11 protein-coding genes are annotated in these 12,114 nt (G+C 58.1%); 9 read left to right on the top strand and 2 right to left on the bottom strand.

Features of this window, described 5'->3' with window-relative positions; genetic code table 11:
- Positions 1-81 precede the first annotated feature (81 nt).
- Together EV660_RS14350 and EV660_RS14345 are read left to right on the top strand one after the other, a co-directional pair.
- Entirely contained in the window at positions 82-642 is a 561-nt protein-coding gene (locus EV660_RS14350; protein WP_071479454.1) for a TetR/AcrR family transcriptional regulator, read from the top strand.
- A 318-nt stretch (positions 643-960) separates the two neighbouring features.
- Entirely contained in the window at positions 961-1,326 is a 366-nt protein-coding gene (locus EV660_RS14345; RefSeq protein WP_071479455.1) for a YigZ family protein, read from the top strand.
- A 311-nt stretch (positions 1,327-1,637) separates the two neighbouring features.
- Here the strand turns inward: EV660_RS14345 and EV660_RS14340 are convergent, their stop codons facing one another.
- Positions 1,638-2,522, bottom strand: coding sequence for an HAD-IIA family hydrolase (locus EV660_RS14340; RefSeq protein ID WP_071481845.1), 885 nt, complete (start codon positions 2,520-2,522; stop codon positions 1,638-1,640).
- Between the two features lie 251 nt (positions 2,523-2,773).
- Here EV660_RS14340 and EV660_RS14335 point away from each other — a divergent pair, with 251 nt between their 5' ends.
- The 7 genes from EV660_RS14335 (at position 2,774) to EV660_RS14305 (ending at position 10,267) form a co-directional block, all read left to right on the top strand.
- A complete protein-coding gene (locus EV660_RS14335; RefSeq protein WP_071481846.1) occupies positions 2,774-3,556 on the top strand; it encodes a DeoR/GlpR family DNA-binding transcription regulator in 783 nt (260 codons plus the stop codon).
- Entirely contained in the window at positions 3,553-4,584 is a 1,032-nt protein-coding gene (locus tag EV660_RS14330) for an ABC transporter ATP-binding protein (RefSeq protein WP_071479456.1), read from the top strand. The genes EV660_RS14335 and EV660_RS14330 overlap by 4 nt, the downstream gene beginning before the upstream one ends.
- A 60-nt stretch (positions 4,585-4,644) precedes the next feature.
- Positions 4,645-5,910 (top strand): ABC transporter substrate-binding protein, encoded by a 1,266-nt coding sequence (locus tag EV660_RS14325; RefSeq protein ID WP_071479457.1) that lies wholly within the window; start codon positions 4,645-4,647, stop codon positions 5,908-5,910.
- A gap of 89 nt (positions 5,911-5,999) precedes the next feature.
- The gene (locus EV660_RS14320; RefSeq protein WP_071479458.1) at positions 6,000-6,893 is read left to right on the top strand and encodes a carbohydrate ABC transporter permease; all 894 of its coding nucleotides are present in this window, start codon (positions 6,000-6,002) and stop codon (positions 6,891-6,893) included.
- A gap of 38 nt (positions 6,894-6,931) precedes the next feature.
- Positions 6,932-7,762, top strand: a complete 831-nt coding sequence (locus EV660_RS14315; protein ID WP_071481847.1) for a carbohydrate ABC transporter permease — start codon at positions 6,932-6,934, stop codon at positions 7,760-7,762.
- Positions 7,763-7,765: 3 nt separating this feature from the next.
- Positions 7,766-8,563, top strand: a complete 798-nt coding sequence (locus EV660_RS14310; protein ID WP_071479459.1) for a metallophosphoesterase — start codon at positions 7,766-7,768, stop codon at positions 8,561-8,563.
- A gap of 45 nt (positions 8,564-8,608) precedes the next feature.
- A complete protein-coding gene (locus EV660_RS14305; protein WP_071479460.1) occupies positions 8,609-10,267 on the top strand; it encodes a Na/Pi cotransporter family protein in 1,659 nt (552 codons plus the stop codon).
- 306 nt (positions 10,268-10,573) lie between these two features.
- On the opposite strand, the gene EV660_RS14300 is transcribed toward EV660_RS14305, so the two are convergent.
- Positions 10,574-11,644: a hypothetical protein gene (locus EV660_RS14300; RefSeq protein ID WP_071479461.1), complete on the bottom strand. Its 1,071-nt coding sequence runs from the start codon at positions 11,642-11,644 to the stop codon at positions 10,574-10,576.
- Between the last annotated feature and the right edge of the window lie 470 nt (positions 11,645-12,114).

Raw genomic sequence — 12,114 nt, 5'->3', positions numbered from 1 at the left:
GGAGAGATCCACCTTGAGGGCTTGAATTCTGAGGGGTGGTACTATACCGTCTGGACGGTACAGTCAAGGCAGGATCGCATCATGACCCACAACCACGTTTCGCGCCACCAAACCGACACCAGAACCCGCCTGCTGGAAGCCGCAGAGGCGCTATCGCGCCGGTTGGGGCCGGGCAACCTGTCGCTGGATGCCGTCGCCGCCGAGGCCGGTGTATCGAAAGGGGGACTGTTATATCACTTCCCTTCAAAGGCAAAACTGCTTGAGGCGTTGGTTGCGCATCACCTGTCGCGGCTTGATGCTGCATTGCGTGCTGAAGAAGCAACTGGCCGACCCAATGCTGCGATTACCGCCTATATGGACCAATTCCTGCTAGAATGTGCGCGTCAGAAACCGCCAGCATCCGGCTTGCTGGCCGCGCTGGCCGAAAACCCCCAGCTTCTGGAACCGGTTCGCGCGCAAGAAAGCGATTTTCTCGCGCGCATCCGTGCCGATGCAACGGACCCTGACTTCGCCACAGTCGCTTTCCTTGTCGTGCATGCCATGCGGGCGATGAAGATGCTAGGCACTGAAGTACTCGATGATGCCGAAGCTCAGGCGATAATCGGCTGGCTGAACCGCAAATTGCAAGATGGCGGCGGCTAGGGGCTAGGCGACCAAATCTTAGGCGAAGACATCATCGACCACATCGTTCGCCTAGTTCGCGCGCCAAGCTGACGAGTCCTGTTGGTTCTACCGGATTCGCCCGTGGGAACAGATGCTTGGTAGAAATGCTGCCCGAAGTATGAGTGCCCGTTTCGTTGAAGCTGCGCCGCGGCATTGTACCCACGCAGAGCGTACTATTGGGCCGCATAGGGCTGAATGTTGCCAGCCAGGTTCGGTTGGTGAACCGGGGCTAAGGCCAGGAACGCTTGAAGACGTTGTCACCTTGCCACTGCGAGCGGCGGGGGCTAAGCCTGACACATGCTTATCCTCGACGACATCATCCGCGACCGTGGGTCGAAATACGCCGTCTCGGGCGGGCCATGTGAGTCCGAGGAAGAGGCAAAAGCCTTTATCAAGGCGCTGTGCCAGAAGAAAAAATTCGCCAAGGCGACCCATAACAGCTGGGCATTGTTGACGGCTGACGCCCCGATCAAGAGCGATGATGGCGAGGCCGGGGCCGGCATGGTGATCTTGCGGATGCTGGAGCGCGAAGGGCTGCATGACCATGTTATAGTGGTGACGAGATGGTTTGGCGGTAAGCATCTGGGCGGCGACCGTTTCCGGCATGTGCAAGACGCGGTGCGAATTTACCTCGACAATTTGCGGGAACGTAGAGGCGCCTGAGGCAGTTTTGGTTCTCGCTGATACCGGTCACTCACGACCCCTTGAGCCGAAGCCCGGCGAAGGGCGTGGAACGACCTTTCTGCAGTGCTCCGCTGAGTGGCGAATTGTTATGCCCTCTCGCGTCTCGCGTGGCTCGGCTGATCGACGGAAGTTGAGAGTGAACGGGGTAAGGGAGAGTGCGGCAAGTAACAAACCCGCCGCCCGCCGCACCCATGGACGGGCGAACAGCCCGACCAGCAGGTTGACCAACATCAGCTCAGGGTGTCCAGATACGGTACTTGTGTTTGGTGCCGAACGCCGACCGTGCAAACCTATATTCTTTCAATTCGCCAATCTGGAATAATTGCACTTCGGCGACAAAACTCCTCTGTTTCGACACCTGAGAACAGTCCGTCACGGGTGACCAGAACCGTGCGCCAGCCGCGCGCTGCGGCGCCAAGAATGTCGGTATGAAGCGTGTCCCCGCACATGACAATCCGGTCGCGCGGGGTGTCTGGCAAGGTGGCCTCGATCATCTGGTGGACCTGTGGAAAGGGTTTGCCGAAAAAGGTCATTTGTCCAAGACCGGCATCGGCCAGAAGATGCGCATAATGCCCCGGTTCCAGTGAAAACCCTCCTTCGCGCGGGGCCACCAGATCAGCATTCGCAACGATGACCGGACGCGGGTTCCGGCGCAGGCTATGTGTCAAAATGTCCTGATGCGTGTCCGTCCAGACCGCCGAGGACAGAAACAGAAAACTGTCCACCCGATCATAATCGAGCGGGTTCTTGTCCAACCTGCAAACCCTGGCATCAATATCGGCAAGGTCGTCATGCGGGGCAGTGATACAGCCCCAAAGCCCAGCCCCAAGGCCGGTAATGGCGGCGTCACGGCTGGTGACAATCTCGTTCGGACTAACGTTAATACCCAATTTAGCAAATTTTTCAACGGCGGCCGGGTGGCTGTAGCTTGCGGCATTTGACAGGATGCGAATTTCCTTGCCTGCTGCGCGCAACTGGTCCAACCGCTGCGCTGCGCCTGCGATGGGGGTTTCGCCAATATTGAGCACACCATACGCATCAAAAACGAAGGCATCGGCTTCTTGCGCAATGTCCATCAGCGAGCCCAGCTTGCCGGTGGCGGGGCCAAACCGGGCTTGGGGCATGCGATGGCGGATTGTCTCATAACGGTTAAAAATACCTGATACATCATTCATGCGCGCGACGTGCCTTTTTGGTTCGCTGGTTCCTGCTGTCATAGCGGTTCTGCACCAAGATGAAAACAAAAAGCAACAAAAAGACAAAACATGGGCCTCTTGACCTGAGATATTCGGCCTTCTTGCTAAAAACCTTCACAGAATCACAGAGTTCTTTGACTTGTTGCCGAAAAATTACACATACACGCTTCAAATTTTGTTGCTTTGTGGTTTTGTGTATGTATTCTTTGCAACAAAGCAACAGGGTTATCATGGCGTCAAAGAAGATCAGACGGTGCGACCTTATCCAGCAGGTTGTGCAGGAACGTGGCGGCATCAGCGTGGGTGCGCTGGCGGACATGCTGGGCGTTTCCATGCAGACCATCCGCCGTGATCTGGACTCTTTATGCGACGATGGCACCATGCGCCGCGTCCACGGGCGCATTGAGTTGGCCGAGGACCGGCTGAACACGCCGTTTGACCAGCGCGCGGGCACCAATCTTGTGGGCAAGCGCGCGATTGCCGAAGTGGCCGCAGGAATGATCCCTGATGGCGCAACGCTGTTTCTGTCTATCGGGTCAACCGCGCTGAGTGTGGCGCGCGCCTTGCATCGTCGCCGCGAACTGACCGTCATTACGAACAACCTGAGCGCGGCCATGACCCTGAGCGAGGAAGTCTCGAACAGGATCATCCTGCCGGGGGGGGAATTGCGCCTGCCCGACCGTGATTTCATCGGTGAAGAAGTGGTGTCTTTTTTCGGTCGTTACCGCGCTGAATATGCGGTGTTCGGTACCGCCGGTGTCGATATTGATGGCGGCCTGTCGGAGTTTCATCAGGCCGAGGTGCGCGCATCGGAACGGATGCGCCAGAATGCGCAAACATCGGTTCTGGTGATCGACCGCAGCAAATTCGGGCGCCATGCCCCGTCCATCGGCTGCGCCATCACAGAAGTGGACCATGTGATCTGTGACCGCCCGCCCGCCGCCCCCTTCGCACCACTGATCGAGGCTCTGGGGGGCCGGATTGTGTTTTCAGAAGAAAGAGAGATGGAATGACTGACCCTTTCGTTCATGTCGAAAGCGTTGAAAAGCGCTGGAACGGCCAGCTAGGGGTCGAGGATATTTCGCTGTCCATTCCACGCGGGTCTTTTGTGGCGTTGCTGGGTCCGTCTGGGTGCGGCAAGTCGACCACGTTGCGCCTGCTGGCGGGGCTGGAAGTGCCTGACAGTGGCCGGATTGTCATCGGCGGGCGCGACGTAACCGCCAGCCCGGCGGCTGAGCGTGGTTTGTCGATGGTGTTCCAGTCCTATGCCCTGTTTCCGCATCTGGACGTGGCGGAAAATGTGCTGTTCGGCCTGAAGGTGCGCCGTGTGCCCCGTGCCGAGCAGCGCAAGAAGCTGGCCGAGGCGCTGGACATGACCGGCCTGACCGGATTGGAAAAGCGCAAACCCGGCCAGATTTCGGGCGGCCAGCGCCAGCGGGTTGCGCTGGCGCGCGCCATTGTTGCGGGCCATCCGCTGTGTCTGATGGATGAACCCCTGTCCAATCTGGACGCGAAACTGCGCCATTCCGTGCGGCGTGACATCAAGAAGTTGCAGCGCGATCTGGGGATGACCGTGATCTATGTCACCCATGACCAGACCGAAGCCATGAGCATGGCCGATATGGTCGTGCTGATGAAGGAAGGCCGGATCGAGCAGGCGGGCAAACCGGCCGAGCTGTATGAAACCCCCGCCAGCACTTTTGTTGCAGGCTTTGTCGGCAGTCCGCCCATGGCTTTCATGGATGCGGCCATCCTGCCAGCCGGGCTGACCAGCGCCGGGTTGGATGCGGTGTATGGTGTCCGGCCTGAACATCTGGACCTAACACAGGAGGGCGAGGGCCTGTTGCAGGCGGTGATTACTCATTGCGAGTATATGGGATCGGAAACGTTCATCAGCTTCGATGTCCCCGGCACAAGCGGATTGACAGTGCGCCTGCCGGGTGAAGTGCGCAGATCGGTCGGGGAGGCGGCCGGCCTGACGTTTGATCTGTCGAACCTTCACGCGTTTGACAAGAACACGGGCTACAAACTGTCGCGTTAGCCCCATTTCGCCGCCACGCATTGTGGCGGTGGAACATTGAACCCAAAGGGAGGAACTACCATGACACGCCATACCCTGACTGCTACGCTGCTGGCCGGTGCCACAGCACTGACGGCGCTGCCTGCCAGCGCACAAACCGAACTGACCATGTATTACCCCATTGCTGTCGGCGGTGCGCTGACGCAAGTGGTTGACGGGCTGATTGCCGAATTCCACGAGGCCCACCCGGAAATTCGCGTCAATTCCATCTATGCGGGGAATTATGATGACACCCGCGTGCGGGTTCTGTCGGCGATTTCATCGGGCGACTCTGCCCCGTTATCAGTGCTGTTTTCCATTGATGCGCTGGATCTGATTGAACAGGAAATGATCATTCCTTTCGACGATGTGCTGGAAACCGATGAAGACCGTGAATGGCTGGACAGCTTCTATCCCGGCCTGATGGCAAACGGCCAGATTGATGGCCAGACATGGGGCGTGCCGTTCCAGCGCTCAACCATCGTGGCCTATTACAACAAGGACATGTTCAGTGCAGCGGGCCTTGATCCGGAAGCGCCGCCCGCCAACTGGGACGAGTTGGTCAGCATGGGGCTGGCGCTGCGCGAAACCGGCCCTTACGGCATCATGATCCCGTCCACCGGCTATCCCTACTGGATGTTTCAGGCGCTGGCCACGCAGAACGGGATGGAGTTGATGAACGGTGACGGCACCGAGACATATTTCGACGACCCCGCCGTGGTTGAGGCGCTGGAATACTGGGTGTCGCTGTCGGCAGAGCATGACATCATGCCCTCGGGCACAGTCGAATGGGGCACATTGCGTCAGGCGTTTCTGGAGGGGCAGACCGCAATGATGTGGCATACCACCGGCAACCTGACCGCTGTGCGCGATGAGGCCAGCTTTGATTTTGGCGTAGCAATGCTGCCCGAGAAGGTCCGTCCCGGATCGCCCACAGGAGGCGGCAATTTCTATCTATTTGAAGGGGCCAGCGACGAGGAATATCGCGCCGCCCTGACATTGATCCGGTTCCTGACCGATCCGGAGCGCGCCGCGCAATGGTCGATTGCCACAGGCTATGTGGGTGTCAGCCCTGCGGCCTATGAAACGGATGTGCTGCGCGCCTATGCCGAAGATTTCCCGGCTGCGATTGTTGCGCGCGACCAGCTGGAATATTCGGTGGCGGAACTGTCCACCTATGAAGGGGCGCGGGTGCGTGATGCACTGAACACCGCTATCCAGTCCGCGCTGACGGGTTCTGCCGCGCCCGCAGATGCACTGGCACAGGCGCAAGCCATCGCTGACCGGCTTCTGGCCCCTTACCGCTAATCCTCCCCAGGTGGGGGGCGCAAGTTGCGCCCCCTGTCGCTTTGTCCTGCCAGCGCCCAGCGGGTGCGGTTTTCGTCTGGAGTGACAGCATGAATGATCTTGCAAGATACGAGCGCCGCCGCCGCATCATGTATGGCTGGATGCTGTTGTCGCCTGCGCTGATCCTGCTGTCGTTATTTGCGTTCATCCCGTCCGCGATGACCTTCTGGTCAAGCCTGTTTTCGCGGGGCACACGGCGCAACCCGTCTGAATTCGTGGGCGCGGGCAATTATGAGCTGCTGTTTGCCGACCCCACCTTTTCCAAAGTTGTCGTCAACAACCTGATCTATGCAGGTGTGACAATTCCTGTGTCGATCATCATCGCGCTGGCGATGGCGCTCTGGGCCAATTCCAAAATCCCTGCGCGCGGTTTCGTGCGCACCGCCTTTTTCACGCCCACAATCCTGCCGATGATTGCGGCGGCGAATATCTGGCTGTTCTTCTATACGCCGGGTCTTGGGGTGCTGGACCAAATCGGCGCTTTGTTCGGGTTCGGGTCCGTCAACTGGCTGGGCCGTCCCGAAACCGCGCTTTGGGCGGTGATCATTGTGACCATATGGAAAGAGGCCGGTTTCTTCATGATCTTCTATCTGGCGGCGCTGCAAACCATTCCGCCGGACCTGAAGGAAGCTGCCGATATCGAAGGGGCCAGCCGCTGGACCTATACCCGCCGGATTGTCCTGCCGCTGCTGATGCCCACCACCATCTTCGTGGCGGTCAATGCCCTGATCAATTCCGTGAAACTTATCGATCACCTGTTCATCCTGACCAAGGGCGGGCCGTCAGATGCGTCCAAACTGGTGCTGTATTACATCTGGGAACTGGCATTTTCCTATTTTGACAGGCCGCAGGCGGCGGCGCTGACGGTCATGGTGCTGCTGGTGTTGGGTATTACCGCCGCGATCAAGTTCATCATTCTGGACCGCAGGACACATTACCAATGAGCGATGCAGTTAAATCCGGTCAGGCCACGCACTATGTCATGGCCCCCAAGCGCAGTTTCCGGCCCCGCCTGACTTTGGCGCTGGACACACTCGGGGCATGGACCCTTGCGATTGTATGGATTGCACCGCTGCTGTTTGCCGTGTGGGCGGCGTTCCACTCAACATCAGATGCGGTGAATTTCAACCTTGCGGGCGCATGGACGCTGGACAATTTCCGCACCGCTTGGGACGGGGCACCGTGGTTGCGGTATTTCTTCAATACTTTCTTGCTGGTGACTGTTGTTCTGGCCGGGCAGTTGGTGGTGACCACGCTGGCAGGCTATGCGTTTGCACAGTTCCAGTTTCCGGGGCGCGATGTGCTGTTCATCATTGTGTTGTTGCAGCTTTTCATCCTGCCAGAGGTGCTGATCGTCGAGAATTACGTCATGGTGTCGCGGCTGGGCATGTTTGACACTGTGTTCGGGATCGGCACGCCCTATTGGGCCAGCGCTTTCGGTATTTTTCTGATGCGGCAGGCGTTCAAAAGTGTCCCCAAGGAACTGGACGAGGCCGCGCGCATTGAGGGGTGCAGTTGGTTTGGCGTGCTATGGCGCGTTTATGTGCCCTCGGCCAAGCCCACCTATCTGGCCTATGCGCTGGTGTCGGTGTCCACGCATTGGAACAATTTTCTGTGGCCGCTTATCGTGACCAATTCCGAGACGACACGTCCGCTGACTGTCGGGTTGTCGCTGTTTGGTGCGCCCGAAAGCGGGGTGAATATCTCGGTCATCTCAGCCGCGACCATCATGTCGATTGCGCCGCTGCTGATTGCGTTTTTGCTGTTCCAGCGCCAGTTTGTGCAGGCCTTCCTGCGCGCGGGGATCAAGTAGATCATGGCGCGTCTTCTGCAACTGACCGATCTGCATGTCATGGCCCCGGGTTCACTGTGTTCCGGTGTGCTGGATACCGGCGCGATCTTGCGTGCAGGTGTGGACCGGATACTTGCGCAGATGCCCGCCATCGGCCCGCTGGACGGGGTTCTGGTGACAGGTGACATTAGCGAGGATGGCAGCGTGGAAAGCTATGATCTGGCGCGGCGTGAACTGGCGCGGTTTGGCCTGCCTGTCTATGCCGTGCCGGGCAATCATGACAGCCGTAGCGCCTTTCGTGCAGCATTCGGGGGGCAGGACTGGATGCCCGCGTCTGGGTTGGTCGATTGGGTCGTGGACCTGCCAGATACCCGCCTGATCGGGCTTGATACGCTGGTCGAAGGGCGGGGCGCTGGGCGGGTGCAGCCGGTCAGTCTGGAGTTTTTAAACCACGCTTTGCAAGGCGCGGATGGGCGGGCGCTGGTTGTGGCGTTGCATCACCCACCCCTGAGGACAGGCATCCGGTTCATGGATAATATAGCGCTGGAAAACATCAAAGATCTGGCGGCGGCCATCCCCGCGAATTGCCAACCGGTTACTTTCGTGGCGGGGCATGTGCATGGGGTCTATCTGGGCCGGATTGGCGCGCACCGCGTTGTAACCGCGCCGTCGCTGTGCAGTGCATTCGCGCTGGATAGACGCGCCGATGCCCCTGTAGGCTTTCTGACCGGCCCCACAGGCTACGCCCTTCTGGACACCGGACCCGATGACAGCTGGACAGCACAGCCGCTGTTCATGGGGGATGGCCCCTTTGACTTCTAGCGCCTTGCCCATCAAAGTAGCGACTTCCTTTTCCGGCAGGACATCATGGCAACCTCGCCCATACTTTTCATACTGAATATGGCAGGCGCGGCGGCGCTGCTGATCTGGGCTGTGCGGCTGGTGCGCACGGGGTTCGAGCGCGCTTTTGGCGGACAGTTGCGCCTATGGTTGCGCAGGTCTACATCAAACCGTCTTGCTGCCGCGTTCAGTGGTGCAGGTGCAGCGGTATTGCTGCAAAGCTCTACAGCCGTGGCCATGCTGATGGCGGGTTTCGTGTCTGCGGGCGCGATTGGCAGCATGGCGGGGATGGCCATTGTTCTGGGGGCCGATCTAGGCTCGGCGGTGGTTGCGCTGGTCCTGAATTCGCGGCTGGTGGGCGTTACGCCGGTATTGCTGTTGGGGGGTGTGCTGATATTCCTGCGCAGTTCGCGCAGGCGTTTGCGCCAGATCGGGCGCATCATGATCGGCCTGGCCCTCGTGTTTTTGTCACTTGACCTGATCCGCTCTGCCAGCCTGCCGCTGGTCGATGGCGCGGGCGCAAGCACCGTCATGCAATATCTGGCAAATGACATGGTCAGTGCGTTTGTTCTGGCAGCGGTCTTTGCGTGGCTTGTGCATTCCAGTGTTGCGGCCGTGCTGTTATTCGTAACATTGGCAGCACAAGGGGCGCTGCCCCCCTCTGCCGCGTTTGCGATGGTTCTGGGTGCCAATCTGGGCGGGGCCTTGATTGCAGTATTGCTGACCCTGAAATCAGATGTAACGGTGCGCAGGGTGATCTGGGCAAATTTTGTTCTACGCGGTGGTGGTGCGATACTACTGCTATGGGCGATCGTGGCCGGAGAATTACCGGTACATCTGCTGGGTTCAGACGCTGGGGCCCAAGCGCTGCATTTGCACCTGTTGTTCAATGCCGCGCTTCTGGCGGTGTGTTTGCCATTGATCGGGCCGATCATGCGTATGACATCCGTATTACTGCCGGATGTGCCTAATCCGCATCTTGCCGATATGAACCACAGCTCACTTGATCCTGCAGTTCAGGACCAGCCTGCACGCGCCTATGCCTGCGCTGTGCGTGAACTGGTGGATATGGGCAATCGTATTGAAACCATGATGCGGCAGGTCCTTCCATTGTTTGAAAGTTTTGATGAAGTCGCTGCGCAGAAAATGCAGGACGCACATGGCGCTATCGAGCGCCGCGCATTGGAGGTGAGGATGTACCTCGCCGGGATTCGTAGCCGCGATGGCCAAGAGGATATTGGTGCTCGGGCATTTGAATTATCGACGACGGCCATCAATCTCGAAGCTGGTGCAGATATGATCGCACGCAAGGCCGTCGATCTGGCGCGGCGGAAATCACTTGAGAACCTTCAGTTCTCCAGCGATGGCTGGCGCGAGTTGTCGGATTTCCACGATGTTGTCCTTCGCAATGTTCAGCAAGGGATTGCGGTTCTGATGTCAGAGGATGTGGGGCTTGCCCGCGAATTGGTGGAGGAAAAGGAGAAAATCCGCAACACCGCACGCGACCTGCAATCACGCCACCTGGATCGGTTACGTAAGGGCACGGCGGAATCGATTGAAACAAGCGCGATTCATCTCGAACTCTTACGGGCATTCAAGTCTTTGAACACGTCTTTTGCCATGATCGGCTACCCACTACTTCGCAAGCGCGGAGAGTTGCTTGAGAGCCGTTTGACTGAAGTCTAGTTGCGTTGCCTTTACCACGGTCCACCCGCAGACAGGGGCAGCGTTACCGGGCTGATATGCGCTTTTCGCAGATCGACCAGTGCTCTTTATCATGTGTGTCTTGAGGGGGGCCTCATACATGAAACCCGAACTTGGAAATAGCTGAAGCATGGCTGGTTAGTGACGCGTGATCTACCCTTGGCGCGCCTGCCGCATCTTATCTGCAATGTTGCGCATGACGCCATCATGCGGCGGCACCAAACCGCGACCGGGTTGTTGGAAGGCCACCTGTTTATTGCAGGAGAATTGCTTACAGTATGAGAAGGGTCAGATCTTGGTCCAATGCGGCATCTTCTTGACCCCGCCACCGACATGAATAGGCCGCGGCAAGCGATAGCCGGGCGGAAAGTCCTGATCATCAGGAAAGCCATAGACACTGTCATGCGTGCACAGGTCTTCGCGGATGAGCGGCCATATCTCTGCTGCCAGAAACGCCTGATCGGCAAAGCGGTCATCATGATAGGCGCGCGCTTCGCGCAGCCAAGGCCCCAACGGGGGTAGCACGCCTGCGACGCCACCCCAAAGCCCGGCCAGTATAAGTTCCATATGGAAGATATGGTCGCGCATCACATGGAAGCGCTTGCCAGAGTTGCGCCAAGCCTCGACCGCCAGCACTTCCTGCACATTCAGGCGTGAATCCGCATCCCGGCACAGAAACAGATCTACTTCGGGATCATCAGAGGCCAGAAAGCGCCACATCGGTCGAAAGGCTTGCCATGCCGGATCCTCCATCAGGATAACCTGCGCCCCAAGGCGTGACAAGATGTCTCGCGCGTCTTGCGGAACAGTGTGATCACAATAAAACCGCGCCTTCCAGCCCTGATAGAGATGCGGTGCAATCCGCGCATTGATGATTGCACCCGAAACATAGACCGGATTGTCGCCCCAAAGCCCGAAGGAAATGACTTTCTGACCGGGCTTGCGCTTGGCGTGATCTGGCCTGCGTTCAGATAGCGCCTTCTGGTCGCCTTGAGGTTGTGCTCTGTAGGCGTCACAGGCCAGCGCATCTTTCTTTTCAAGCGCGATTCTGCCCTGCGTTTTTGCGGCGGTATGCTCACCCGCCCGCCAGAGCGAGGTTACCACCGCATTGCGCGCCGGAATATCGTCACGAATGCGCAGCGCGGCCTCAAAAGCCCGCGCGGCCTGCGCAAAACGATTGTCACGTTTGAGCAGAAGCGCAAGGCTGCACCACCCGTCAAAACAATTAGGGTACTTGGCCAGATAGTCTTTGAATGCGGCCTCAGCCGCGGCGGTCTTGCCAGCGCGCGAGAGGCCGACAGCTGCAAGAAGATCGCGGCGTTGCTGCGTAATCTCGGTCGGGGAGGGCGATGCCGTCATGAAAACCTGTTCTTAGTCAGATAATTTTCGATATAAAATAAGAATGCTTTACTTGAATGGGCTCAGGATCGCGCGAAACTTTCGATTTAACAAGTAATTATCGCCCAAGCCCTGTCTATGGCCGCGCAAATGCCTGAAGCGGGGCGGATCTGGCCAACTGCCGCAACAGCCCGTCAAGGCGATGAATTGTGTTCTGGCCGGTCGCTTCAGATCGCACAGCCCGCGCGCTTCGGATGATCCGGAATACCCCTTCCTTGCTGCCATCATCACGATGAGTGGAATGTGAAAAAACCAATAAAAGATGAAAAAAATGGCAGGTATTCAGAAGGGAATGGTGAAGTAACACACGCCATGATTTATCTGCAATAGCGCCTCTTGACGCAAAGCGGTCTAGTGAAATAACGTCCCTGTGATTTTGCATTCTTTTTATTTAAAAACAGCTTCGATGGGAATTGCTCCATGAACATTCG

Origin of the sequence: Roseinatronobacter bogoriensis DSM 18756, assembly GCF_004366635.1 — a bacterium.
GTDB classification, from domain to species: Bacteria; Pseudomonadota; Alphaproteobacteria; order Rhodobacterales; family Rhodobacteraceae; genus Roseinatronobacter; species Roseinatronobacter bogoriensis.
This window is presented reverse-complemented; position numbering and strand designations above follow the sequence as displayed.